The organism is Lacinutrix sp. MedPE-SW (assembly GCF_001874145.1).
Taxonomy (GTDB): Bacteria; Bacteroidota; Bacteroidia; order Flavobacteriales; family Flavobacteriaceae; genus Lacinutrix.
The window spans coordinates 228,654-255,324 of record NZ_MPCX01000002.1; the positions used below are offsets into that span (position 1 = coordinate 228,654).

A 26,671-nucleotide genomic window follows, 5' to 3' on the forward strand; every position below is an offset into this window, starting at 1 on the left:
TTACCATGATAACCCTTTCAAAATTCTTAATAGAAATAGTAGCAACCATTTTAATTTAAAAATTAATATTCTAAAAACTTATAATTATGAAAAATTTAAAAAAAATCACATTAAGCATATTGCTAACAATAGCAGCAATAATTAGTGTTACAGCACAAAGCAATAAAAAAACAAACCTTTGGAAAATTGAAGGTGATAATATTAAAACATCATACCTTTTTGGAACAATACACATACTCCCAAAAAGTAGTTTTAAAATTAGTGAGAAAGTAAAAAAAGCATTCGATTCTTGCGATAGAGTTACTTTAGAGCTTGATATGGCAGATCCAAGTTTTATGGCAGATGCCATGAAACTCTCTATGTTAGAAAAAGACGAAGAATTATCATCATATATGGATGCAAGCGAGTATAAGTTATTAGATGATTATTTAAAAGAAAACGTAAAAGTTGGGTTAACTGCATTTAATAAACTTAAACCCATAACATTAATGTCTGTAATAATGATGGCGAAATTTAAAGACGAACCACTTGCTAGTTACGAGATGACTTTTATAGAAATGTCTAAAACAGCAAAAAAAGATATGGATGGTTTAGAGACATATCAAGATCAATTAGCAGCAATTGACTCTCAACCTTACGATGAACAAATAGACACTTATATAAAAATGATTTCGGAGGCAGAAGAAACGGATGCTATATATAATAAAATGCTAAAATTATATTTAGCAGAAGATGTAGACGGAATTTACGATTATACAGATGAGTTTATGAATGGAGACATTGAGTCTAAGAAACGCTTTTTAGACGATAGAAATATTAAATGGATTCCTAAAATTGGAGAATTTTCTAGAGAGCATTCTGTTTTTTATGGTGTAGGAGCAGCGCATTTAGGCGGCGAACAAGGTGTTATTAATTTACTTAAAAAAGCAGGTTATAAAGTAACACCGGTATTAAACTAAAAATAATTGCAATTTTTAAAAGCCTCAATTTTTGAGGCTTTTTTTTAAATTTTATTTTAGATAAGGCATATTATATTTTGTAATTTTACAAAAAAATAAACAATATGTTTAAAAAAGAAATATTAAAAGGTCGTGGTGCGCAACACAATCCTCACAATAAATTTTTTGAGTTGTCTCATGAAATTAGAAACGACTTTTTAGAGTTTTGTGAAAAAGAAGGCGAAAAAGCAGATGATAATAAAACGCTTTACCTTGAAACCTTTCCAAAAACAATAGTTAATAAAGTAAAAAGCCCAGATATAGGTATGTCATACTCAATGAATGCTTATCAAGGTTGCGAGCATGGTTGTATTTACTGTTATGCAAGAAATAGTCATGAGTTTTGGGGATTTAGTGCAGGTTTAGATTTCGAGCGGCGCATTTTAGTAAAAAAAAATGCACCAGAATTATTAGAAGCACTATTAAAAAAGAAAACGTGGAAAGCGCAAACCATCGTGTTATCTGGAAATACAGACTGTTATCAACCAGCAGAAAAAGAGTTTGAAATCACAAAAAAATGTCTAGAGCTTTTTTTAAAATACAAACATCCTGTCGCGATAATTACTAAAAATGCACTTATTCTTAGAGATCTTGAGATTTTAAAAAGCCTAAATAGATATGGTTTAATTAGTGTAAATATTTCAATAACATCGTTATCAGAAAAAACAAGGCGCATTTTAGAGCCAAGAACAGCAACTATAAAAAAACGCATAGAAACTGTAAAGATTTTAAGTGATAATGGTATTCCTGTAAATGTTATGTTAGCACCAATAATTCCATCTATAAACAGTCATGAGATATTACCATTGGCAAAAGCAGTATCTAATGCAGGAGCGTTAAGTATAGCACATACTATTGTAAGGTTAAATGGTTCTATAGGAGAAATTTTTACAAACTGGATAAATAAAACCTTACCAGATAGAGCAGGTAAAGTATTACGCCAAATAGAAAACTGTCATGGAGGAAGTTTAAACGATAGTAGGTTTGGAACCCGTATGCGAGGTGAAGGTAATATTGCAAAGCAAATTAACGATATGGTAAGGCTTGCTAAAATAAAATACTTTAAAAACAAAACAATGCCTGTACTAAATAATACACTTCATGAGCAATGTAAAAATGGTCAATTCAAATTGTTTTAAAAATAAAAAAAGTGAGCACAAGGCTCACTTTAACTAACTAACTAAATTAAACTTCGTGTCTAAAGTTTAAAGATTTATATATTTTGTAAAAGTTCTGTTTTGAGTTTCAAACTGAAATAGATATGTTCCTTTTTTTGTACTATCTAAAGTAAATGCTTTTTGAATATCCATAGTATCTTTAATTTTTTCATTATAGATAACTTCTTTAGAACCAGCATTGTCATAGTAAATTGAAATGGTTACTGGTGATGCATTTAAAGATAAAGCTGTAACATATACAGTATTATTTTTAGCATCTACATGTGGTTTAAAAATTTTAGATTTTTCACTCTTTTTAAAATCTACAACGTTATTTAATACACTAAAAGGAATAACCTCAATAACTGTATCTTTATTTAATTCAAAAAAGTACTTTCCATCTGGTAAGGCTGTTAAATCAAACCCTTTTTTATAATCTCCAGATTTAGAGATGTTTTCTTTATATAAAATAATTTGGTTATAATCTTTAATTAACAATTGTTGTCCTTCCTTAACGTTCTCTAAAGTTAAAACGGTTTTCTTGCTGTCATCGTCCTTATTTAACGTAGTAATATTGGCTGCATAGTTTACCATAGTTACTAATAAAGCAACTAATACTAAATGATTTTTTACTGCTTTTTTCATAATGTTATTTGTTTATAATTAACACTACAAAGGTATATGCAAACACGCTTGTATAAAACGCCTATTTTAGCATATTTATATGCTATATTAACCTTTAAATAAACTCAACACGCTTATAAAGTTAAAATAAGCAACAAAAGGGTTAATTTAGCATAGATTTATATTTTTATATTATTTTAATTTTACAAACAAATAGATAGTTTTGAATAATAAGCCAATATTAGAGAAAATTTCACCTGGTTTCGGGAATTCTATTCTTGCAGTAAATAAACTTAAGAAGAGAAGGCGAGATCAAGCATTTTGGCATTTTCATCCAGAAATAGAATTGGTTTATGTTAATAAAGGAAAAGGGAGAAGGCATATTGGTAATCACATGTCTTACTTTAATAATAGCCAACTTATTCTTGTAGGTTCAAACTTACCGCATAACGGTTTTGAAAATAGACTAACTGCTAAAGGAAAAGAAACACTAATACAGTTTCATCCAGATTTTTTAGGAAAAGACTTTTTTAGTTTGCCTCAAATGAAAAGTATTGCTGCTCTATTAGAAAGAGGAAAAAAAGGAGTTCTTTTTCATACAGACACAAAAAAAAGAGTAGGAGAGAAAATAACTAAATTAACCAAATACGAAGGATTTAAACGTGTTATTAAGCTACTTGAAATACTTCATATTTTAGCAGAAGCCCAAGACTACGAGTTTTTAAATGCAGATGGTTATGCATTTGAGGCACAACCACAAGACAATGCAAAAATTGACATTATATATAAATATGTATATAGCAATTTTAAAAACCATATAAGTTTAGATACTATTGCAGAGCAGGTGAGCATGACAGTTCCAGCCTTTTGTAGATACTTTAAAAGAGCAACAGGAAAAACATTTACAAAACTAGTAAACGAATATAGAGTAGTGCATGCAACAAAATTATTGGTAGAAAGCCAATTAAGTATAACAGATGTTTGTTTTGAGTGTGGCTTTAATAACTTCTCACACTTTAATAAGCTATTTAAAGAAATAACAGGTAAAAATGCTTCAAAATATAGAGGTGAGATGAAACAAATTATACAATAAGTTTATTTTTTACCATTCCATTCTGCATAAAACTGTTCAAGAAAACCAAGCATATAATTATGGCGTTCTGTCGCAATTTTCTTACCAGTTTTAGTGTTCATTTTATCTTTTAACAGCAAAAGCTTTTCGTAAAAATGGTTAATAGTTGGCGCGTTAGAAGCTTTATATTCAGCCTTACTTAAATTTAAGTTTGGTTTAATATCTGGATTATAAAGAGACCTATTTTTAAAACCACCATAATTAAATGTACGGGCAATACCAATAGCGCCAATAGCATCTAAACGGTCTGCATCTTGTACAACTTGTAACTCAATAGAATTAAAAGTATTGGTTTTGTCAATGTTAGAGCTGTAAGAGATATTTTCAATAATTTTTACAACATGCTCAATAACACTAGAGTCTACGTTGTTTTTAAACAAAAATGTTCGCGCCATTTTAGGCCCAATAGTATCATCTCCATTATGAAATTTGCTATCTGCAATATCATGTAACAAAGCACCAAGAGCAACAACTAAATCATCAACAGGTTCTTGTTTAGCAATAAGTAAACTATTATTGTACACTCTTTCTATATGAAACCAGTCGTGGCCGCCTTCAGCATCTTTTAAAGTGTTTTTTACAAATAATTTAGTGTCTTCTATAAGTTGTATATTACTCATTAATTACAATGTCTTTTTTAATGGTAGCTTCAATAAGTGCTAGTAAATCATCAGAATTATAATCACTAATTTTTAAAGGCTTGTGTATTTTATATTTCATAGTAATACCAATACCATAAGGGAACTTGCCATATATTAATGTTTTCCAAGAATTGTTAATACTAATAGGAATAACATAAGCATTTGGAGCCTCGGCAAACAAAGTTCTTAAACCACGAGTTTGAAACGGTTTAGGTTTTCCATCACGGCTACGAGTACCTTCAGGAAAAATAACTACACCTCGATTATGTTTTTCAATATAAGCAGCCATTTTTTTAATAGCATTAACAGCTTGCATTGGGTCTTTTCTGTCAATTAAAACCGATCCGCCGTGACGTAAATTATAACTCACACTAGGTATGCCTTTTCCTAATTCTTTTTTACTAATAAATTTAGTGTGACATTTTCTTAAAAACCAAATTATTGGCGGTATGTCGTTCATGCTTTGGTGATTGGCAACAATAATAGTTGGTACATTTTTAGGTAAGTGCTCGCGACCCTTAATATCAAATCTAATACCTAAAAGATGTAGACAGCGAGTTAAAAAAAAGTTGAGATAATCTACACTTTTTTTATGTGCTTGATAACCAAAAACATTAAAACAAAGCCATTGTATTGGATGAAAAACCAATAAAAAAAACCCGAAAAACAGGAAGTAAATGCACGTTAAAGGATAAGCAATTAATTTTCTCATGTGTTGTAAAGTATCAACAACCAAAAATAAAAAAACCACGTTTAAAAAACGTGGTTTTTTTTAAAATTCTATATTTTATTAGCAGTGCTCATTGTAAGCATCCATAAGGTTTTCTGCAATTAACTCTGCAGGACGACCTTCAATATGGTGACGCTCTAGCATGTGTACTAATTCTCCATTTTTAAATAAAGCCATACTAGGCGAACTTGGAGGAAAAGGTACCATGTGAGCACGAGCTCTATCTGTAGCCTCTTTATCTACACCAGCAAAAACAGTAACGATGTTGCTAGGTTTTTTATCATTATTTAAACTCATTTTTGCACCTGGACGTGCATTTGCTGCCGCACAACCACAAACCGAATTTACAACCACTAAAGTAGTTCCTTCCTTTTTAACTGCTGCATCAACTGCTTCTGCAGTATGTAATGCTTCAAAACCTGCGTTCGTTAAATCTTCGCTCATAGGTTTTACTAATTCTGCTGGATACATATATTTTAAAATTTTATATTATTATTAAGCTCATGCAAAGTTAATCAAAAATAATGCTAAACTAGTTTTGGGCGTTACCTTATGTCACTTTGGTGCCATAAGGTCAGGCTGTTCGCTATATCTTTTTTGTGCATAAGCGCACACAAAAAAGGATGCCGCTACCATCCTTAACGCACATGTAAGTTAAGAGTCGTAACAGAACAGAGTTCTTGACAACTAACAAAGTATTATATTTACAGTTCTAAAAAATAAAACAATTACATGAGCGGATTAAAATGGATTGGTGCTACATTAGGTTGGTCTTTTGGCGGGCCAATAGGAGCAATAATTGGTTTAGCAATAGGTAGTATTGGTGATGCATTTGCAGGAAAAGGCGATTTTTTCTTAGGTCAAGGTGATCAAAACCAGTCACAAGGCAGGCAACGCCAACCTAATTATAGAACACAACAACAACGTCGTGCACAAACAACATCGGGAGATTTTGAAGTAAGTTTACTAATACTAGCAACTGTTGTAATTAAGGCAGATGGTAAACAAGACCAGCGAGAATTAGACTATGTGCGTGAACAGTTTGTAAGCATGTATGGTAAAGATAGAGCCAACAAAGCATTTCAGTTATTTAAAAAAGTAAGTCAACAATCGGTGCCATTACGTCGTGTTTGTGTGCAAATACAACAAATGATGGATCATCCATCTCGCTTACAACTTATACATTTTCTATTTGGTATAGCAAAAGCAGATGGCATGGTAACAGAAGACGAAGAGCGCCAAGTCTTTACTATAGCAGGTTACTTAGGTATAAATTCGCGAGATTATAATAGTATTAAAGCAATGTTTTATAATAGCAGTGATAATGCCTATAAAATATTAGAAATAACAAAATCTGCAACCAACGACGAGATTAAAAAAGCCTACCGTAAAATGGCTAAAAAATACCATCCAGATAAAGTAGAACACTTAGGCGAAGAACACAAAAAAGGAGCCGAAGATAAATTTAAACAAGTACAAAAAGCATACGAGCAATTGCAGAAGGAACGTGGGTTTTAAAATTTTTGATTTGTAAATATGAGTCACAATCACATTGCATGTATGAAGTTTATTTTTTTATTTATAAGTCTTTTTTTGTTTACAAATATTTTTGCGCAAGAATGTGGTTATAAGGATTATAATGAGTTAGTAAGTTTAGCAAATAAACAATCTAAAAACAAGGAATATAAATTAGCAAATTCGACTTTTAAAAAGGCTTTTAGTTCTGTAAATTTTCCATTAGGTCAAGATTTAGGCAATGCATTATCTGTTGCTAATAAAACTAACGATGAGTCTTGGGCAAAAGAGATAGCTGTTAAGCTAGCAAAAGGTGGCGTACCAATTAGATACTTTACAAAACTTTATAAAATGAATTGGTATAAAGACTTCAAAGCCAATTTTAAAGCATTTAATTTATATTATAAATCACAGTATAATCAAGTTTTAAAAAATAGATGGATTGCGCTTATTTTAAAAGATAGATACTTTAATTTAAATAGATATCATGCACATAGAGAAGGAAAAATTAAAATAACATTAGAAGAACTTATTGCAGAAGCTTCAGACATTTCTACAGAGTTAAAAACTATTGTTGAGACCTTTGGTTTTCCTCATGAAAAACAAATCGGTTATTTGTATATTCAAGGACAAAATAGAGTTATAGATTATCGCTCAGATGTTTTACTTAGACATATTTACCAAAGAGGAGAAGTGCTTTTTAAAGATACAGAAATTGATAATTTAATTTGTAGCGGAAACTTAAGAACTAAAGATGTTTTTTCGCAAAAATCTATAGGGTTTTGGTATGGTTTAGGTTTAGAAACTGTAATGGAAAAATTTTATAACAGATATAATAAAAACTAACCTCTAAATAAAAAGAAATCATCTTTCATGTCTTCAATCTGTGCGTCTTCGTTTGTTATAATATAATCGATAGCTTTAGAGGTAAATTTATCACCTTTTTTTGTTAGAGATACAATGTTATTTTCAACAATAATCATATTGTTTTTTGTTGCTAGCTCTAATACCGTTTTAGCTCTAACTTTTTGCCAATTAATGTGTTCTCTTAAATGGTTTACGTGTCTTTCTTCAAATTCATTATGGTTTTTTAAATGCAATAAAAAAGTAAGTAAAGAAACCTCTGTACGTTGTTGTTTTTCGCGGTACATTACAGCAATAATACCTTTGCTTGGAGCAAATAGATATACCAATAAAAATATTAAACCTAACATAGTGGTTATAGATCCAGCTATAGAAGCATCTAACCAATGCGCAAACCAATAACCAGAAATTGCGCTTAAAACACCAAAACTAATAGCAAGTGCAAGCATTCTTTTTAAATCTGTGGTTAGTAAATAGGCAATTGCAGCAGGCGCAATCATTAACGCAACAACTAAAATAGCGCCAACAGCATCAAAAGCACCAACAGTGGTAACAGATGCGACACTCATTAACCCATAATGAATAATTGCAGGAGAAAAACCAAGTGATGCGGCTAAACCAGCATCAAAAGTGCTTACTTTTAATTCTTTGAAAAAAGCGATTAATAATGTTATGGTAATTAATAGAATAACACCAATAATCCATAATGCTTTTGGTCCAACATCAACACCAGAAATTAATAACCTATCAAAAGGCGCAAAAGCTAATTCACCTAATAAAACGGCATCAACGTCTAAATGAACATCGTTTGCATTTTTAGCAATTAAAATTACACCAATACTAAATAGAGCAGGAAACACTAAACCAATGGCAGTATCTTCTTTTACTAAACCTGTTTTTTGAATATATTCTACCAAAATCACAGTAATAATACCTGTAAAAGCAGCAAATAAAATTAATAAAGGAGAGTTGAGGTTGTGTGTTATAAAGAAACCAATTACAATACCAGGTAAAATAGAGTGACTAATAGCATCACTTATCATAGCCATTTTTCTAAGTACTAAAAATGTACCAGGTATAGTACAAGCAATTGCTACAAGACTTGCAATAAGTTGTATTTCAATTTGAGCGCTATTCATCGTCTGTAGATTGTTTAGTATATAAATTTGCTGCGGTATTAAATCCTGTTTCGGTTAATCTCCACATTTTTCCTTCTAATTTCACATAATCTTTTTCTACTAATTTTTGCAACGTAGATTTTGTATAACCTTGAAAATTGTTTAAAAGTTTAATAGCGTGTGGATGTGAGATATTATCGTGCGTTTCTGCAATATGATACATAAAAGACAATGTTTTATGAAGCTCTAAATCACGACGATTTTTTATAACTCTAATGTGTTTAAACAGTAAGCCACGACTTGGTGAAAACACAAAAGAAAAAAACACAAATACTGAAGCCACTAAAACAATAACTGGTCCAGTAGATAAATTCGTTTGGCTGGCACTTATTGCTGTGCCAAAAACACCAGAAAAGGCACCAAAAACAGCTGCCAAAAATACCATAGTAGATAAACTGTTAGTCCATTGTCTTGCAGCTGCAGCAGGAGCTAAAAGCATAGCACTCATTAACACAACGCCAACAGTTTGTAGGCCTAATACAATGGCCAAAACAATAAAACTAGTAATTAAAATATCTATAATTTTAGTGTTAAAGCCAAGTGTTTTTGTGTAGTCTGCATCAAAAAGTAAAATTTTAAATTCTTTCCAAAATAATAGTAAAACGAACAAACATAAGCCAGTAACAATTGCCATTAACCAAACATCGCTTTCTACTAAAGTTGCTGCTTGACCAAATAAATACTTATCTAAACCTGCTTGATTTGCATTTGGTTGTTTTTGAATAAAGGTTAGGAGTAACATACCAAAACCAAAAAATAAAGATAAAATTAGCCCTAATGCAGTATCACTTTTTAAATGTGTTTTCTTAACAATTCCTCGAATCCAGAAAGTTCCAATTAATCCACTAACTAAAGCACCTAAAAGTAAAGTGTTAGAATCTTTTGCTCCAGTAATTAAAAAAGCAATGGCTATTCCTGGTAATGCAGCATGCGATATTGCATCACCAAGTAAACTTTGTTTTCTAAGCACAGCAAAACTACCAAGCATACCTGTTACTGCGCCTAAAATGGCTGTACCAAGTGTTATGGTACGAAGTGTGTAGTCGCTAAAAACTAATGAAAAATAGTCTTGAATATCCATTATTCTTGAATACTTACTTTGTAGTTAATACCATAGGTTTTAGTTAAGTTGTCATCATTAAAAATGTCTTTAACTGGACCTGTGGCAATCTTTTTTACATTTAAAAAGGTTACCCAATCAAAATATTCTGGTACGGTTTGTAAATCGTGATGCACAACAATAACCGTTTTACCTGCTTTTCGTAATTCTTTTAAAATATTAATTATTGCAATTTCGGTAGTAGCATCAACACCTTGAAACGGTTCATCCATAAAATAGATAGAAGCGTTTTGTACTAGAGCACGAGCTAAAAAAATACGTTGTTGTTGTCCGCCAGAAAGCTGGCTAATTTGCCTGCCTTTAAAGGCTAACATACCCACTTTTTCTAAAGCTTCAAGAGCTGCTTTTTTCTCTTTTTGTCTAGGTCTTTTAATCCAACCCAAACTGCCATAAGTTCCCATCATTACAACATCTAGTGCTGTTGTTGGGAAATCCCAATCTACACTTCCTTTTTGTGGAACATAAGCAACTAGTCTGCGTTGTTTTTCATAAGGTTTACCGTAAATAGCAACGCTTCCTGCTATAGGTTTTAATATGCCTAAAATAGACTTAATAAGTGTAGATTTTCCAGCGCCATTAGGTCCAACAATAGCCATTAAAACACCTTCTGGAATTTCTAAATCGATATCCCAAAGTACAGGTTTGTAGTTGTAAGCTACTGTAAGGTCGTCTACTTTTACGGCTATTTTTTTACTCATTATTTTAAAGCGTTAACAATTGTATTTACATTATACTCAAACATACCAATGTACGTGCCTTCAACAGTTCCTGCATTTCCAAGTGCATCAGAATATAAAGTGCCTCCAATTACTACATCGTGACCTTTAGATTTCACTGCAGCTTGTAATGCTTTAATGGTACGTTTTGGCACAGAACTTTCAACAAAAATGGCTTTAACTTTATTTTCTATTATAAAAGTAGCTAATTTTTGTACGTCTTGTACACCAGCTTCTGTCGCTGTACTTAAACCTTGTAAACCTACAACATTAAAACCGTAGTTTTTTCCGAAGTAATTAAAAGCATCATGAGCAGTTACTAATATTCTTTTTTCTTTTGGAAGTGTTTCTATTGTTGAAGAAATCTTTGTTTGTAAATCTTCTAATTGCTGAAGGTATTTTTTTTCATTTTCAGAAAAACGTGCAGCATTTTCAGGATCTTTTTCAATTAATACCAGAGTTACTTTTTTAGCAAATTGTTTAAAATAAGAAATATTAAACCATACATGCGGATCGTAATTAGAAGCAAAATAATCTGAACCAATTAAGCTAGATTTATCTAAATCATCTGCCAATGCAACAGGAGATTGTGTGTTCATTTTTTCGAAAACCTCTACTAATTTTCCTTCTAAATGTAAACCGTTGTAAAAAATAACATCTGCATTTACTAATTTAGTTACATCGCCTTCGCTGGCTTTATATAAATGCGGATCGACTCCAGAACCCATTAAGCCATTTACATTAACTAAATCGCCACCTATATTTTTAACCAAATCTGTAATCATGGTTGTAGTGGTAACAATATTTAGTTTGCCGTTGTCTTTGTTGCTATCATTTTTGCAATTAAAAAGTGATAGTGTTATTGCTAGAAATAGTATTATTTTTTTCATTATTAAGGTATTTAAATACTAATTTTTAATTTGTTATGATTTTGGAATTCTAAAACTAAATCCACCACTTATTAAAATGTCTTGTCCATCTGTTATACTAGAACCTACAGTGGCATCTAACTGTAAGTTGTTGGATATTAAGTAAGTAAAACCAGCATCCCAAAGGTGATTTGCTTTATTGTTTTCTGGAAAATCACCATATAATTCTACATAAGCGCCAAGTTTGCTTGTTAAGCTATAACCGTATGCAATTGTATAAAGGTAAGCGGCTTCAGGATTGTCGTTTTCCCAAGCAGCGCCTAAATTATATGATAAACTTGATTTTTCGCTTAAAGTATGTGCAAATGAAAACCTAAAGTCTACTCCAGTGTTTTCTGGTCTAAGTCCTTTTTTTACTGAAAAAGGCAAGTTTAAATGACCTAAAAAACCAATTTCTGGCATCCAACCATTTTCTTGTGCAATAGTTGTTTTAAAACCTAGCAGTAAAGGAGAAAAACTATTAGTTGAAGCAATTTCATTACCATTAAACTTTACTTTACTATTTGTATAATTGTAGCCTAAGCGTAATTCTAAATTATTTAATAAACCATAACGTACTAACATAGTATTGTATGTAAAGTCTTCGGTTTTAATATTGTTTTCTTCAAAACTTTCGTAAAATGCTCCTGTTTCTACTTGTAGAAATCCTTTTGGTAAAGCTGTAGGAGATTCTGTAGCGTCTGGTCTGTCTGTAATTAATGGCTCTAATGTGCTATTTTCTTGTGCAAAAGAAAATATTGAAACAGAAAATAGACATCCTGCTGTAATTGTTTTTAAGTACTTAGTTGGTGTCATTTACGTAAATTATATTAGTGAAATCTTCGTTTAAAAGAATGGTGTTATTATTAATTGAAATTTGTGTCATTTTATTTTTGCTAAACTGTTTTGTAACCAAAATAGAATTACCATACTTAAGTCCATTAAGTGCACAAAAATCAAAGAACTCTTTATCATCACTCATTAAGCGTGAAATAATATATTGTTTTCCTTCTTGAGTGTTAGATAGGCTTATTGAGGTGTCTATTGTGGTAATCTCTCCATTTTCATTTGGAATTGGATCACCATGCGGATCGAATTTTGGATTACCTAAATAGTCGCTTATTTTATTTGCTAAAAAATTTGACGTTTCATGTTCAAGAAACTCTGCTTCTCTATGTATTTCATGCAATGTCATGTCGAAGGTTTTATGAAGAAATGCTTCCCATAATCTATGTTTTCTAATAACGTTTAGTGCCATTTTCTCACCTTTATTAGTGAGTTGTAAGGCTTGGTATTTTTCGTAATTAAGTATGTCTTTTGCAGCTAATTTTTTTGCCATATCTGTTGCTGCTGCGTTAGATATGCCAAGCTTTTTTGCAATGTTACCGGGTTTAGTATCATTAACATCGTTATTGTTGTTTTTGTAAATGGCTTTTACAAAATTCTCTATTGCTACAGACATTTTTAATTGCTTTAATTAATTTTTAAGCTTACTTAAATTTTTTACAAATGTAACTAAAATTTTTAATTATTGTAAATTTGGTATGATTTAAGTTATATTTATTGTCTAAGACGTTAATGAATATGAAAAATCTACTTTTAATTTTTACACTCGTAATAACAAGTATAGTATCTGCTCAAGATTCTACAGCCGTTAAAGCAGAAGCGCCAAAAATTGTATCTAAATTAATGTATGGTAATACTCTTAAAGTTGAAGATTTAGAGTTTAAATTTGTTGCGGTAGAAAGTGATTCGCGCTGTCCAAAAGGTGTACAATGTGTTTGGGCTGGAGAGGCAATTGTTTTGGTTGATGTTTTTAAAAACGGAAACAAATTAGAGCAAAAACGATTGGTTTTTTCTCCTACTAGCCAATTGCAAAATGCTTTAGGAAATTTATTTTCTTCGGAAAGTCTAAAGGTTTCTGGTTTAAATATTGTGCCTTATCCAGAAAGTGGTAGTAAAATAAAAATAGAAGATTATTATATACAACTTGCCGTTAAAAACTAAGCTTTATAAGAGTATTTTTGCGTTAAGGATAGAACGGCATGTTTGAGCTCCTCGCAGAGAGCGAGTAGTGATAGCCTGACCAAAAGAATGCCTTTTAGCATTTTTTGGTAACGCCAAGATTATTTTTTTACTGCGTTTAGTGGCAGCCGCAATCGTCTGTACCACATGCTTTTTTTGCTTTCTTTTTCCAAATGTATTTTTTGAATAAAAAACTTAAAGCAAAAGCTAAAATGGCTAAAACAATTATATTTTGGAGTATAATATGCATTATTTTAAAAATTGAAATGATAATAAAGCTACAATATATGCAATAGCTGTCATGATAACGAATTGGTATGTTGGCCATTTCCAGCTATTGGTTTCTTTTTTTACTATGGCAAGCGTACTCATACATTGCATAGCAAAGGCATAAAATAGTAATAGTGATATACCAGATGCAAAGTTAAATAGTGGACCACCAAGTATTGGGTTTACTTCTCCTGCCATTCGGTTTTTTATAGTTTCCTCGTCGTCACTACCTACGCTGTAAATTGTTGCTAAGGTACCTACAAAAACTTCTCGAGCTGCAAAACTACTTATTATGGCAATACCTATTTTCCAGTCGTAACCTAGTGGTCTAATTGCTGGTTCTATTGCGCGTCCTGTAAGCCCTATAAATGAGTGCTCGAGTTTATGAGAAGCTATTTTTTGTTGTAATTGGTCTTGGCTTAAATTTTGAGTAGCATATTGCTCTGTAATAATAGTTTCGGCATTATTAAATTGTTCTCCTGGACCGTAAGATGCTAATACCCATAGTACAATTGAGATGGCTAATATTATTTTTCCGGCACCAAAAATAAAAGCTTTTGTTTTTTCTAATACGGTAAGTGCAACGTTTTTAAATAACGGCACTTTGTAGTTTGGCATTTCTACTACAAAAAAGGTTTTGCTTTTAATATTTAAAACTTTATTTAAAATCCATGCAGAGCCTACTGCAGCACCAAAACCTATTAAATATAATAGCATTAATGTAAGTGCTTGGTAGCTTAAACCAAGTATTCTGCCTTCTGGGATTACTAAGGAGATAATAATTAAATATACTGGTAAACGCGCAGAACAGGTTGTAAATGGTGTTACTAATATGGTAATTAATCGCTCTTTCCAGCTTTCTATATTTCTGGTTGCCATAATGGCTGGAATTGCACAAGCTGTCCCAGAAATTAATGGTACAATACTTTTGCCGCTTAATCCAAAACGACGCATAATTCTATCCATTAAAAATACGACGCGGCTCATATAGCCACTTTCTTCTAGTACTGCTATAAAAAGGAATAAAAAGGCTATTTGAGGTATAAAAATAACAATACCACCTAAACCGGCAATAATACCTTCGGCAATTAAATCGGTTACTTTTCCGCCGCCAGGAAAAGTGTCTTTTATCCAATTACTTAATGAGGCAAATGTAGAGTCAATCCAGTCCATTGGTATGCTAGACCAATCGTAAATGGCTTGAAAAATTAATAAAAGGATGAGAAAAAATATTAAATAGCCCCAAACTTTATGGGTAAGTATACGGTCTAATTTTGTGCGTAAATCTTTGGCTTGAGAAACATCTATGGTTTGTCCTTTTTTTAAAACGTTATTTATAAACTGGTAGCGTTTTATGGTTTCTTTTTGTTGAAGCCTTTTTAAGTCACTTTCAGATTTTGTTTTAAAACTTGCAATAGCATCAATCTCTTTTCTATTGGTTTTTCCAAAGTTTACATCTTGTGTAATTACAAGCCAAAGTTTGTATAATAATTGATTTGGAAATGCTTTACGAAGACTATTAAAATAGTTTGGGTCAATTTCTGATGCATTTAAACATGGTTTAACCGAGAGTTCTTTATAGTTGCTAATTTGTTGTTTTAAATTGGCAATACCTTCGTTTTTACGTGTGCTTATTACGGCAATTTTTGTTTCTAATTGCTGTTCTAAATAACCAACATCTAGCGAGATGCCTTTTCTACGCATTCTGTCTGCCATGTTAATTACAAGCAGGCAAGGAATTTCAAGATCTTTAATTTGTGTAAAAAGAAGTAGGTTTCGTTTTAAATTTTCTACATCACTAACCACAACGGCTACGTCTGGAAAATCTTTATCGTTTTTATTTAAAAGCAATTCTATTACAACATTCTCATCTAAAGATGATGCGTTTAAACTATATGTACCAGGTAAATCTATTATGTGAGCTTTTACGCCACGAGGTAATTTACAAATCCCTTCTTTTTTTTCAACAGTAATACCTGGGTAGTTTCCTACTTGCTGGTTTAAGCCTGTTAAAGCGTTAAAAACTGATGTTTTTCCTGTATTAGGATTTCCTATTAAGGCAACGTTAATTTGCTTACTCATTAATTTTATCTATTAAAATATGAATAGCTGTCTCTTTTCTAATAGCAAGATGGCTTCCGTTAATATTTAAATACATTGGGTCCGAGAAGGGAGCAACTTGTACTAATTCAACAAAGTTTCCTGGCAAACAACCCATTTCTAGGAGTTTAAGTGGAATGGAATTTGAAGACACATCTGTTATAATGCCTTTTTCACCGCGTTTTAATTGTGCTAAAGAGTACTTCAAGCTTATTTAGATTGATTTTAAAGAAGCAAAAGTAAGAGAAAAAAATAAGGCTAAAAAATTGTAGTCTAATAAACCGCTATTTTTCCATACGTTTTAACTTTTCGATATCATCAAGTAATTGAGAAATAGCCTCAGGATCTGTACCATCGTAGAAGCCACGAATTTGTCTTTTTTTATCTATAAGCATAAAATTTTCGGTATGTATCATATCGTATTTATCGCCGTTACCTGCAGATTTTACTGCTAAATAACTTTTTCTTGCTAGCTCATAAATTTGTTTTTTATCGCCAGTAACTAAATTCCATTTGGCATCGTTAACACCTTTTAGTTTTGCGTATTTTTTTAATTGTGCAACACTATCTATTACAGGTGTTACAGAGTGCGATAACAGCATAATATCATCATCGTTAATAATCTCTTTTTGTATGTCTCGCATATGGTCTGTCATTATAGGACAAATAGTTTGACAGGTTGTAAAGAAAAAATCAGCAACATAAATTTTACCTTTATAATCATTTTGAGTGATTGTTTTTCCGTTTTGGTTGGTTAAACTAAAATCTGCAATTTTATGGTATTTCTTTACGTGTTGTATTGTACTGTCTACCAAAGTAGCATCAATAGTATCAGGATTGTAAATAGGTAAGGGTTTTTCGACATTTAAAACCGAATAGATAATAGAAATTATAATTACTGAAAGTATAAAAAAACCTATGGCAAATTTTTTATAACCTTTAAAAAATGAAAGCATAAAGTAAGATTTGAATCGCTATGCTACAAAAATACAACGCAAAGTATTCATAAACCATTTTTTTGGCTCACAAATTGCTATAAAACAGAAAGCAAACGAATAATAGCTTTTTAAACTAAGTCTAAATACTTACTTTTGGGCGTTATAAAAAAGAACAATTAAATTAAATGGGAATTACTATACAAATATCTCAGTTTTTACTGAGTTTGTCTTTACTAATTATACTTCACGAGCTTGGACATTTTATACCAGCAAAATTATTTAAAACACGCGTAGAAAAGTTTTATCTGTTTTTTGATATTAAATTTTCACTATTTAAAAAGAAAATTGGCGAAACAGTTTATGGTATTGGCTGGTTGCCACTTGGTGGTTATGTAAAAATCTCTGGTATGATTGACGAGAGTATGGATACCGATGCTATGGCCGAAGAGCCAAAACCTTGGGAGTTTAGATCTAAACCAGCATGGCAGCGCTTAATAATAATGCTTGGTGGTGTTTTTGTAAACTTTTTATTAGCATATATTATATATGTGTTTTTATCTTTTGTTTATGGAGATAGGTTTATTGATGCCTCTACAATTAACGATGGTTATTTAATTGAAAACCCTTTATTAACAGATTTAGGTTTTAAAACAGGAGATAACATTATAAAAGTTGGAGATTATGATGTTGAAAACGTATCAGACATCAAAGGAAATTTTATAGGAGCAAAAACAGTTACTTTTAAACGTAATGGAGCAGAGCAAACTATTACACTTCCAGAAGACTTTTTAGGACAATTATCTAGTAGTAAAAATAGAGATTTGTTTGAAATGCGATATCCATTTATTGTTGCCGAAGTTCCAGACTCTTCTTTAAACAAATCTGTTAACCTAAAACAAGGTGATGTTTTAACTAAAATAGGAAACGATACGGTTAAGTATTTTGACCAAACAGAATCTATTTTAAAACGCTATAAAGGGCAACAGGTTGAAGTAGAAATTTTAAGAGAGGATAAAAAATTAACTGAAAGCATAAAAGTAAGTGACGAAGGAAAAATGGAAGTAGTGCCATTTGCTAGAATTGGTAGCATATCAATGGAAAAGTTAGGTTACTATAAAATGAAAACCAAAGAATATACTTTTGGAGAGAGTTTTGGAGCAGGTTACAACAAGTTTACAGGACAAATAGGGAAGTACTTTGGGCAGCTTAAAGAAATAGGAAATGTAAAAACAGGAGCTTATAAAGGTGTTGGTGGTTTTTATGCCATATTAAATGTTTTTCCAGATTTTTGGAGCTGGCAAAACTTTTGGAGTATTACAGCATTTTTATCAATTATGTTAGGTGTACTTAATTTATTACCAATTCCTGCTTTAGATGGTGGACATGTTATGTTTTTACTTTACGAAATGATTTCTGGACGTAAGCCTAGCGATAAATTTATGGAGTACGCACAAACAGTTGGATTCTTTATTTTAATAGGTTTAGTACTCTTTGCAAACGGAAATGATATCTTCAAAGCAATTTTTAACTAAAAAAAATTAAAAAATATTTTGCAGTATCTAAAAAACATTTTATATTTGCGCTCGCAACAGCGAAAAACACTCCTCTTTAGCTCAGTTGGTTAGAGCATCTGACTGTTAATCAGAGGGTCCTTAGTTCGAGCCTAAGAAGAGGAGCAAGTTTGAATAAGCCACTAGAAATAGTGGCTTTTTTTATGCACAAAAAAAAGAACCCAAATGCATGATTTGCAATGGGTTCTCTTAGGTTTTAAAACAATAATTAATTGTTTTATATATTAATATTTAGGCTTTAATTGCTTTAGCATTTCTTCGGTTATAGCTTCTAAATCAAAACTATGTTTCCAATTCCAGTGATTTTGCGCCATTGTATCATCTATACTTTGTGGCCAAGAATTTGCAATTTGCTGTCTAAAATCTGGAGTGTAGGAAATTTTAAATTCAGGAATATGTTTTTTAATTGAAGCAGCAATTTCTTCTGGAGTAAAAGATATTCCTGCAAGATTGTAAGAAGATCTTATTTTTACAGCATCTGCATCTGCACTCATAATATCTACAGTAGCTTTAATGGCGTCGTCCATATAAAGCATTGGTAAAGCGGTGTCTTTAGATAAAAAACAATCGTATTCTTTATTTTTTAAGGCCTCATGATATATTTCTACAGCATAATCTGTAGTACCGCCACCAGGTAATGTTTTCCAGCTAATTATACCAGGATATCTAATAGAACGCACATCTACATCATACTTTTCGTTATAATATTCACACCAACGTTCGCCAACTTGTTTTGTAATACCGTAAACAGTAGATGGTTCCATGGTTGTATATTGTGGTGTATTTTCCTTTGGTGTTGTTGGGCCAAAAACAGCAATACTAGAAGGCCAAAACACTTTTTTAATAAACTTAGCTTTTGCAAGATCTAAAACGTGAAATAAAGACGTCATATTTAAGTCCCAAGCTTTCATTGGGTACTTTTCTCCAGTAGCACTTAACATTGCAGCCATTAAATAAACGGTATCTACATTGTGCTTTTCAATACAAACTTTAACAGATTTGTAATCCATAGCATCAACAATTTCAAAAATACCAGAGTTAACAATATCTAAATTATTGTAGCTAATATCACTGGCAATAACATTATCATCACCATGAAGTGCTCTAAGTTTATAAGTAAGTTCAGATCCAATTTGGCCACAAGCGCCAATAATTAATATTTTTGAAGACATAAATTTTGTATTAAATAAGGGAATCAAAAATAATTAAGATTTTCAAGATTTATAAGTAAATCAACTACTTTTATGATATAATTATTAAACCAAAATTATTAATACAATATATTTGTGTTTCTATAGCTTACAATAACATGAAAAAATTATTTCTTGCCATTACATTATTATTTTTTTTATCGTCATGTAATAACAATCAAAATGCTCAAACAGTAGAGACTGTTGTAAAAAAAGATACCACACTACTAACAAAAAAAGACATCGATAAAATAAACTATATAGATTATGGTGTCGATAAAAAAGCTAAAAATACTTTAGATTCTTGGCAATCTTACAACACTATTGCAATGGCAATTAGTAGGTTAAAATCTGCAGATTTTAGCTTTTTTAAAGAAGATAATACAGTATTTGTTTCGAGTGTAAATGACTTAGAAACTACTATACCAGAAAACATTAATACAGAACCAATTCAAGCACGATTGTTAATTTTAAGAACTAAACTCTTAAAATTAGAAGAAGTTTTAAATTTATCTACTACAGAAAAAAAAGAGCAATTGTTAGTGATTAAAGAAGTGTTTGAGGCTTTTTCAAACGTAACTTTACAGATTAATAAAAAGTTTGAAAAGGAAGCTCAAAACATTATAAAACCAAACGAAATATGAAACTAGTTAAGTACATTGTTATATTATTTGTTTTAGTCTCTTGTAATGATGCTTCTAAAAATGAATCTAAAAATTTAGCCGAAGCACAAATTGTAAATCCAGAAGAAATAAAAAATCTAATAAACAAGTCTTTAGACAATTGGCATAAAGCAGCAGCAGAAGCAAATTTTAACGAGTATTTTGATTTAATGACTAAAAAAGGCGTTTTTTTAGGAACCGATGCGACAGAGAATTGGCAAAATGAAGCATTTAGAGCATTTTCAAAACCCTATTTTGATAATGGTAAAGCATGGAGTTTTACAAGTGTAGAAAGAAATATTTATCTTTATAAGGATAATAAAATAGCTTGGTTTGATGAGTTGTTAGATACTCAAATGAAATTATGTCGAGGCTCTGGAGTTATGAAATTAGAAGGTGGAAAATGGAAAATTGCACATTATGTATTGTCTATAACCATACCAAATAAAAACGTAGGTGAAGTTGTTAAGTTAAAATCTGCCACAGATAGTATATATACAAGAGAACTTAAAAACAAGCTATAAAATGTTCTCTATCAGTTGTTAGAAGCGTTAATTTTTTTATAGTAACAACTTTTTGCTTTATTTTAGCACACCCAAATAAAATGAATATGAAAAAATTACTTGTAATTTTAAGTTTTTTCACCTGCGTGCTATCTCAAGCACAATATATCGAGAATACTCCTTGGATGAAGAACATAGATGTTAAATCTAGAGCAGCATCCAGCAATCCTGTAACCTTTCAAGAAGTAGTAGATGCCTTTAATAATTATTGGAAATCTAATAATGCCAATGTAAAAGGAAGTGGTTATAAACCTTTTAAAAGATGGGAAACATATTGGGAAAATTTTGTAAAAGAAGACGGAACATTACCTACGCAAAAAGAGTTGTGGCAGTCTTACTTAAGTACTAAAAATATATCATCTCAAAAAAACTTTTTAACAGATTTAAGCGATTGGCAACCCGTTGGTCCATTTTCGCATACAAATACTGGTAGTTGGTCTTCTGGACAAGGAAGAGTTAATATTATTGTTAAAGATACTGCATTAGCAAATACATACTACGCAGGAGCACCAGCAGGTGGTTTTTGGAAATCTATAGATAATGGAACAACATGGGAAACATCTACAGATTTTTTACCTCAAATTGGAGTTTCTGGAATTGCTATAGATTATAATAATCCTGGAACAATTTATATCGCTACAGGAGATGACGATGGCGGAGATTCTTATAGCATTGGTGTTTTAAAATCTATTGATGGTGGAGAAACTTGGAATACTACAGGTTTAAACGCTACAAATTCGCCAAACTCAATGAACGAAATTTATATACATCCAACAAATAGTAATATACTTTGGGTAGCAACTAGTAGTGGCGTATATAAATCTTTAGATGCTGGTGCTACTTGGTCTAATGCAAATGGAACACAAAATTTAAATATAAAAGATTTAAAAGTTAAACCCAACGACCCAAGTGTAGTTTATGCAGTTTCATCAAATAGATTTTTTAAATCTTCAAATGGAGGAGACGTATTTGGAGCAATTTTAACAAATACTCAAGGCTTTCCGCTATCAGATATTTCAAGATTAGTAATAGATGTAACACCAGCAAACCCTAATGTTGTTTATGTATTAGCGGCAACAGGCTCGTATACTTTTAAAGGTGTTTATAAATCTTCAGATTCTGGAAATAACTTTACTACAGTTGCGTCTCCAGCAACTGTAGGTGATATTTTTGAATCTACACAAACATGGTTTGATATGGCATTAGCAATATCAGACACTAATGAAAATGAAATTTACACAGGAGTATTAAATATTTGGAAAGGTTTAGTAAATAATAACCAAGCAAGTTTTACTAAAATTAATAATTGGAGTTCGCCATTTAGTTCAACATACACTCATGCAGATATTCATTACTTGAGATATTTTAATGGCGAATTACTTGTTGGATCAGATGGAGGTTTTTATAAATCTACCAATAATGCTGTTAGTTTTACAGACTTAACTGCAGGTATGCAAATAAGCCAATTTTATCGTATTTCTGTGTCTAAAAACTCTTCAAACAAAATGGTTGGAGGTTTGCAAGATAATGGAGGTCATGCTTTTAGTAACAATCAATGGTATAATTATTATGGAGCAGATGGAATGGATACAGCAATAGATCCAAATAATTCAAATCTATATTATGGTTTTATACAAAATGGAAGTGGATTATATATTTCAAATTCTGCGGGAGCTACAGCCAGTAGCAGTGTGGCAGGTCCAGAAAGCGGAAATTGGATAACACCACTTACAATGAATAGTGATAGTGAACTTTTTGCAGGATATTCAGCGTTATATAAATTAGAAAACGGCGCATTTAATCAGATATCTCAAACTTTTACTAATAACATTAATGTTGTTGAAATCGATAAAATAAATCCAGACTTAATTTATATTGTTACAAATAACGGTACTAATCAAGGAACATTAAGAAAAAGTACAGATAGAGGTGTTACTTTTAATACTATGCAAGTTTTTAACTCTGCAATAACATCTGTTGAAATAAATGAAGCTAATAGCGATATTGTATACGTTACAACCTCTGGTTTAAGCGGTCAGGTTTTAAAATCTATTGATGCTGGAGTTACTTTTACAAATATATCTTCAGGTTTGCCAAATGTAACCAAAAATAGTATTAAACATCAAAACTTACATTCAAAAAACCCTTTATATTTAGGCACAAGCCTTGGGGTTTATAGATACGATGATGATACTTTAACTTGGGAATTATTTAATATTGGGCTACCTAATGTAACTGTTAGAGATATAGAAATTAATGTAATAGATAATAAAATTACAGCAGCAACTTATGGAAGAGGTATTTGGCAATCACCTATTCCTGTAGAATTAGCTCCAACAGATGTTAAATTATTATCTGTAAGCGGTATAAGTGATGCTATAGATTGTAATTCTACAATTTCGCCACAAGTTACAATTGCAAATAATGGACTTTCTACCATTACATCTGTAGATGTTACATATACAGTAGATGGTGTTGATTCTGTCTACACTTGGACAGGAACTTTAAATACTGAAAGTAGTACAATAATAAATATTCCTTCTATTAATCTAACAAAAGGAACACATACTTTTAAAAGCACCGTAACTACAACTAACGATGCATATGACGTAAATAATGATTCAGAACAAAAAACAATTTACACTAACGGTTTAGGTACCGTTAATGTTACCAATACTTTTACAACTGAATCTGAAAATTTATTAGTACAAGATGAAGCATCTGCAACTCAATACTGGCAAAGAGGCATCCCTAATGGACTATTACTAAACGATAGTGCAAACCCATCAAATCAAGTTTATGCTACTAATTTAAATGGTGAATACGCAAATAATGTTAAAAGCTACCTTATTAGTGAATGCTATGATTTATCACAATTAGAAAACCCAGAATTAAAATTTGATATGGCTTTCGATTTAGAAACAGATTGGGATATTGTATATATGGAGTATTCAACAAATCAAGGATTAAACTGGAATATTTTAGGTTCTGCAACAAACACTAATTGGTACAATAGTGATACTTTACCAAGTACAAACTGTTACAATTGTCCTGGTGCGCAATGGACAGGACAAAACACAACATTATCCCAGTACAGTTATGACTTAGCTGCATTTGCGAGCGAGCAAAATATTATGTTTAGGTTTGTATTCCATTCAGACCAAGCTGTAACTCAAGAAGGTGTAATAATAGATAATTTTTTAATTACAGGAAGCGTTTTAAGTGTAGATACATTTAAGGCAAGTACTTTTAGTGTTTACCCAAATCCATCGAAAGGTGTTTTTAAAATAAATACAAATACAGCCAATGTATTTAACTTTAATATTTTCGATGTAACAGGAAAACTAATTCTTCAAAAACAAAATGTAAAACCTGTTAATAAAGAATATGAAATTAATTTAGAAGGGTATGCTACAGGAGTTTATTTTCTTCATTTAAAAAGTGGAAGTAATACTGTTGTAAAAAAATTAATTCTTAAATAAAGACTTATAAATAAGATGATACAATGGTGTTTTTATACAAAAACACCATTTTTTTTGCGAAATTAATACCTCAGTAGTGTTAATTATTTTTTAGCTAACAAATATCTAATTAACTTAGTCGTTTATAACCAAAATAACACCAATACAATGAAAAAAATAACAGCAATAGGTGCTTTTGCTCTATTATGTGTTTTTGCATGTAAAGATGATGCAAAAAAAGAAACAGCACAACTAGAAGTAACACCAGGTATCAACCTTGATTACATGGATACTAATGTAAATCCTAATGAGGATTTCTTTAAGTATGTAAATGGAAAATGGTTAGAGAATAATGAAATACCAGACGATCAATCTACTTGGGGAAGTTTTCAAGAATTAAGAAAAAATACAGATGCAGATGCACTAAGTATTTTAAAAGCTGCAATGTCAGACAATAAAGACTTAGAAAAAATTCAAGTCTTACCAGGATCAGATCAAGAAAAAGCAGTACATTATTTTCAAACAATAATGGATACTATTGGTAGAGATAAACAAGGTATCGAGCCATTAAAACCATATTTAGCAAAAATTGACGCTATTAAAAACATTGAAGACCTTCAAGCCTACATGATAGAAATGGAGCCTCAAGGTGGCGGCGGATTGTATGGGTTTGGTGTACGTCCAGATCCTAAAGATAGTAACAGAAATGTTGCATATTTAGGAGGAGGAAGCACAGGTTTACCAGATAGAGATTACTACGTAAAAGACGATGAAGACTCAAAAGAAAAAAGAGCATTATATGTAGCGCACATTACAAGAATGTTACAAGAATTAGGTAGTACAGAAGCAGAAGCTAAGGAAGAAGCAGAAAGAATTTTAGTGTTCGAAACACAACTTGAAGAAGCTAAAATGGATAAAGTAGATAGACGTGATGCACGTAAAAGGTATAACCCGAGATCAATTGAGCAAGTACAAAAAATGGTGCCAGCTGTAAATTGGAAAAACTTTTTAGAAGGAATTGGTGTTAAAGATCTTGATACAGTAATTGTTGGTGATTTAGGATACTTTAATAGATTACAAGAAGTATTAGCAAAAAATAATGTAGAAAATTGGAAATCGTATTTAAAATGGAACACATTTAATAGTGCAGCAGGATTTTTAACTACAGACTTAGAAACTGCTAATTGGGAGTTTTATGGTAGAGATTTAAACGGATCTAAAAAACAAAGAGCTAGAGATGAAAGAGCTTTAGGTTCTTTAAATAGAACTATTGGTGAAGCGTTAGGAAAACTTTATGTAGATAAAAAATTCCCGCCAGAAGCAAAAGAAAAGGCCGAAAAAATGATTCAAAATGTAATTCTTGCTTTCGAAGGTAGAATTAATAACTTGGATTGGATGAGCGATGAAACTAAGAAAAAAGCTATTGAAAAATTAAAAGCAACTAAAATTAAAATTGCATATCCAGACAAATGGAAAGATTATAGCGCTTTAGAAATTAAAAGTGTAGAAGATGGAGGTTCATACCTTCAAAACGCTTTAAATGCAAGAGCCTGGAATTTTAAAAAAAATATAGACAAATTAGGTAAGCCTGTAGATAAAAGCGAATGGTTTATGGCACCACAAATTGTTAATGCCTACTTTAATCCAGCTTATAACGAAATCGTATTTCCAGCAGCCATATTACAACCACCATTTTATAATTATACTGCAGACGATGCTGTAAATTATGGAGGAATTGGAGCTGTAATTGGACATGAAATATCGCATAGTTTTGATGATTCTGGTTCTCGTTATGACAAAGACGGAAACTTAAACAATTGGTGGACAGACGAAGATTTAAAACAATTTGAGGATTTAGGAGAAGCTTTAGCTAACCAATACAGCGCAATAGAAGTATTACCAGAAACAAACATTAATGGTAAATTTACTTTAGGAGAAAACATTGGCGATTTAGGAGGTGTTTTAGCAGCTTACGATGCATTACAATTAAGTTACAAAGAAAACGGAAGACCAGAACCTATAGATGGTTTCACACCAGAACAACGTTTCTTTATGAGTTGGGCTACTGTATGGAGAACTAAAATGAGAGATGACGCATTAAAAACAAAAATTAAAACAGATCCTCATTCACCAGGAATGAATAGAGCTGTTCAACCTTTATTAAATATTGATGCATTTTATAAAGCATTTGATATTAAAGAAGGAGATAAAATGTATATAGCACCAGAGGATCGTGTGAGAATTTGGTAGTAAAACAATTATTTTAAAAAAAAAGGACAACAATCAAGTTGTCCTTTTTTTTATTAAA

Annotated in this window: 26 protein-coding genes and 1 tRNA gene; 12 read left to right on the top strand and 15 right to left on the bottom strand. The window is 31.3% G+C overall.

What is annotated here, in order from left to right; all coding sequences use genetic code 11:
• Positions 1–86 precede the first annotated feature (86 nt).
• Positions 87–959, top strand: coding sequence for a TraB/GumN family protein (locus BM549_RS03285; RefSeq protein ID WP_013869756.1), 873 nt, complete (start codon positions 87–89; stop codon positions 957–959).
• A gap of 104 nt (positions 960–1,063) precedes the next feature.
• Complete coding sequence (locus tag BM549_RS03290) at positions 1,064–2,137, top strand: PA0069 family radical SAM protein (protein WP_290468955.1); 1,074 nt, start codon at positions 1,064–1,066, stop codon at positions 2,135–2,137.
• Between the two features lie 66 nt (positions 2,138–2,203).
• Here the strand turns inward: BM549_RS03290 and BM549_RS03295 are convergent, their stop codons facing one another.
• A complete protein-coding gene (locus tag BM549_RS03295; protein ID WP_290468956.1) occupies positions 2,204–2,800 on the bottom strand; it encodes a hypothetical protein in 597 nt (198 codons plus the stop codon).
• A 202-nt stretch (positions 2,801–3,002) separates the two neighbouring features.
• On the opposite strand from BM549_RS03295, the gene BM549_RS03300 reads away from it, so the two are divergent.
• A complete protein-coding gene (locus BM549_RS03300) occupies positions 3,003–3,872 on the top strand; it encodes an AraC family transcriptional regulator (protein ID WP_013869759.1) in 870 nt (289 codons plus the stop codon).
• Positions 3,873–3,874: 2 nt separating this feature from the next.
• Here the strand turns inward: BM549_RS03300 and BM549_RS03305 are convergent, their stop codons facing one another.
• The 3 genes from BM549_RS03305 to BM549_RS03315 all read right to left on the bottom strand — a co-directional run bounded on the left by BM549_RS03305 (position 3,875) and on the right by BM549_RS03315 (position 5,753).
• Complete coding sequence (locus BM549_RS03305; RefSeq protein ID WP_290468957.1) at positions 3,875–4,531, bottom strand: HD domain-containing protein; 657 nt, start codon at positions 4,529–4,531, stop codon at positions 3,875–3,877.
• A complete protein-coding gene (locus BM549_RS03310; RefSeq protein WP_290468958.1) occupies positions 4,524–5,264 on the bottom strand; it encodes a 1-acyl-sn-glycerol-3-phosphate acyltransferase in 741 nt (246 codons plus the stop codon). The genes BM549_RS03305 and BM549_RS03310 overlap by 8 nt, the downstream gene beginning before the upstream one ends.
• Positions 5,265–5,342: 78 nt before the next feature.
• On the bottom strand, positions 5,343–5,753 hold the full coding sequence (locus BM549_RS03315) for a BrxA/BrxB family bacilliredoxin (protein WP_290468959.1): 411 nt from the start codon (positions 5,751–5,753) through the stop codon (positions 5,343–5,345).
• 261 nt (positions 5,754–6,014) lie between these two features.
• On the opposite strand from BM549_RS03315, the gene BM549_RS03320 reads away from it, so the two are divergent.
• On the top strand, positions 6,015–6,800 hold the full coding sequence (locus BM549_RS03320; RefSeq protein ID WP_290468960.1) for a TerB family tellurite resistance protein: 786 nt from the start codon (positions 6,015–6,017) through the stop codon (positions 6,798–6,800).
• A 42-nt stretch (positions 6,801–6,842) separates the two neighbouring features.
• Positions 6,843–7,643 carry a hypothetical protein gene (locus BM549_RS03325; protein WP_290468961.1) on the top strand — a complete coding sequence of 267 codons (801 nt, stop codon included), beginning with the start codon at positions 6,843–6,845 and terminating at the stop codon, positions 7,641–7,643.
• Here BM549_RS03325 and BM549_RS03330 read toward each other — a convergent pair.
• The 6 genes from BM549_RS03330 to BM549_RS03355 are packed head-to-tail and all read right to left on the bottom strand — an operon-like array spanning position 7,640 to position 13,045.
• Positions 7,640–8,800 (bottom strand): metal ABC transporter permease, encoded by a 1,161-nt coding sequence (locus BM549_RS03330; protein WP_290468962.1) that lies wholly within the window; start codon positions 8,798–8,800, stop codon positions 7,640–7,642. The two genes, BM549_RS03325 and BM549_RS03330, sit on opposite strands and share 4 nt — an antisense overlap.
• Complete coding sequence (locus BM549_RS03335) at positions 8,793–9,920, bottom strand: metal ABC transporter permease (RefSeq protein ID WP_290468963.1); 1,128 nt, start codon at positions 9,918–9,920, stop codon at positions 8,793–8,795. Before BM549_RS03335 ends, BM549_RS03330 begins: the two co-directional genes overlap by 8 nt.
• Entirely contained in the window at positions 9,920–10,657 is a 738-nt protein-coding gene (locus BM549_RS03340) for a metal ABC transporter ATP-binding protein (protein ID WP_290468964.1), read from the bottom strand. Before BM549_RS03340 ends, BM549_RS03335 begins: the two co-directional genes overlap by 1 nt.
• On the bottom strand, positions 10,657–11,565 hold the full coding sequence (locus BM549_RS03345; protein ID WP_290468965.1) for a zinc ABC transporter substrate-binding protein: 909 nt from the start codon (positions 11,563–11,565) through the stop codon (positions 10,657–10,659). The genes BM549_RS03340 and BM549_RS03345 overlap by 1 nt, the downstream gene beginning before the upstream one ends.
• 33 nt (positions 11,566–11,598) lie before the next feature.
• Complete coding sequence (locus BM549_RS03350; protein WP_290468966.1) at positions 11,599–12,399, bottom strand: transporter; 801 nt, start codon at positions 12,397–12,399, stop codon at positions 11,599–11,601.
• On the bottom strand, positions 12,386–13,045 hold the full coding sequence (locus BM549_RS03355) for a metal-dependent transcriptional regulator (protein WP_290468967.1): 660 nt from the start codon (positions 13,043–13,045) through the stop codon (positions 12,386–12,388). Before BM549_RS03355 ends, BM549_RS03350 begins: the two co-directional genes overlap by 14 nt.
• Positions 13,046–13,167: 122 nt before the next feature.
• Here BM549_RS03355 and BM549_RS03360 point away from each other — a divergent pair, with 122 nt between their 5' ends.
• Positions 13,168–13,590: a hypothetical protein gene (locus BM549_RS03360; protein ID WP_290468968.1), complete on the top strand. Its 423-nt coding sequence runs from the start codon at positions 13,168–13,170 to the stop codon at positions 13,588–13,590.
• A gap of 136 nt (positions 13,591–13,726) precedes the next feature.
• On the opposite strand, the gene BM549_RS03365 is transcribed toward BM549_RS03360, so the two are convergent.
• The 4 genes from BM549_RS03365 to BM549_RS03380 all read right to left on the bottom strand — a co-directional run bounded on the left by BM549_RS03365 (position 13,727) and on the right by BM549_RS03380 (position 16,934).
• Complete coding sequence (locus BM549_RS03365) at positions 13,727–13,858, bottom strand: FeoB-associated Cys-rich membrane protein (protein ID WP_013869775.1); 132 nt, start codon at positions 13,856–13,858, stop codon at positions 13,727–13,729.
• Complete coding sequence (gene feoB / locus BM549_RS03370) at positions 13,858–15,960, bottom strand: ferrous iron transport protein B (protein WP_290468969.1); 2,103 nt, start codon at positions 15,958–15,960, stop codon at positions 13,858–13,860. The genes BM549_RS03365 and feoB overlap by 1 nt, the downstream gene beginning before the upstream one ends.
• Positions 15,953–16,186, bottom strand: a complete 234-nt coding sequence (locus BM549_RS03375) for a FeoA family protein (RefSeq protein ID WP_013869777.1) — start codon at positions 16,184–16,186, stop codon at positions 15,953–15,955. Before BM549_RS03375 ends, feoB begins: the two co-directional genes overlap by 8 nt.
• Positions 16,187–16,262: 76 nt before the next feature.
• Positions 16,263–16,934, bottom strand: coding sequence for an SCO family protein (locus tag BM549_RS03380; protein ID WP_290468970.1), 672 nt, complete (start codon positions 16,932–16,934; stop codon positions 16,263–16,265).
• A gap of 167 nt (positions 16,935–17,101) precedes the next feature.
• On the opposite strand from BM549_RS03380, the gene rseP reads away from it, so the two are divergent.
• Positions 17,102–18,448, top strand: a complete 1,347-nt coding sequence (gene rseP, locus BM549_RS03385; protein WP_290468971.1) for an RIP metalloprotease RseP — start codon at positions 17,102–17,104, stop codon at positions 18,446–18,448.
• A 70-nt stretch (positions 18,449–18,518) separates the two neighbouring features.
• Positions 18,519–18,592, top strand: a tRNA-Asn gene (locus BM549_RS03390).
• Between the two features lie 119 nt (positions 18,593–18,711).
• On the opposite strand, the gene BM549_RS03395 is transcribed toward BM549_RS03390, so the two are convergent.
• Positions 18,712–19,659 (bottom strand): NAD-dependent epimerase/dehydratase family protein, encoded by a 948-nt coding sequence (locus BM549_RS03395; RefSeq protein ID WP_290468972.1) that lies wholly within the window; start codon positions 19,657–19,659, stop codon positions 18,712–18,714.
• A 137-nt stretch (positions 19,660–19,796) separates the two neighbouring features.
• Here BM549_RS03395 and BM549_RS03400 point away from each other — a divergent pair, with 137 nt between their 5' ends.
• The 4 genes from BM549_RS03400 (at position 19,797) to BM549_RS03415 (ending at position 26,613) form a co-directional block, all read left to right on the top strand.
• Complete coding sequence (locus BM549_RS03400; RefSeq protein ID WP_290468973.1) at positions 19,797–20,321, top strand: lipoprotein; 525 nt, start codon at positions 19,797–19,799, stop codon at positions 20,319–20,321.
• Complete coding sequence (locus BM549_RS03405; protein ID WP_290468974.1) at positions 20,318–20,863, top strand: nuclear transport factor 2 family protein; 546 nt, start codon at positions 20,318–20,320, stop codon at positions 20,861–20,863. The genes BM549_RS03400 and BM549_RS03405 overlap by 4 nt, the downstream gene beginning before the upstream one ends.
• A gap of 86 nt (positions 20,864–20,949) precedes the next feature.
• Positions 20,950–24,384, top strand: a complete 3,435-nt coding sequence (locus BM549_RS03410) for a T9SS type A sorting domain-containing protein (RefSeq protein ID WP_290468975.1) — start codon at positions 20,950–20,952, stop codon at positions 24,382–24,384.
• Positions 24,385–24,531: 147 nt separating this feature from the next.
• Positions 24,532–26,613 (top strand): M13 family metallopeptidase, encoded by a 2,082-nt coding sequence (locus BM549_RS03415; RefSeq protein WP_290468976.1) that lies wholly within the window; start codon positions 24,532–24,534, stop codon positions 26,611–26,613.
• Positions 26,614–26,671 lie beyond the last annotated feature (58 nt).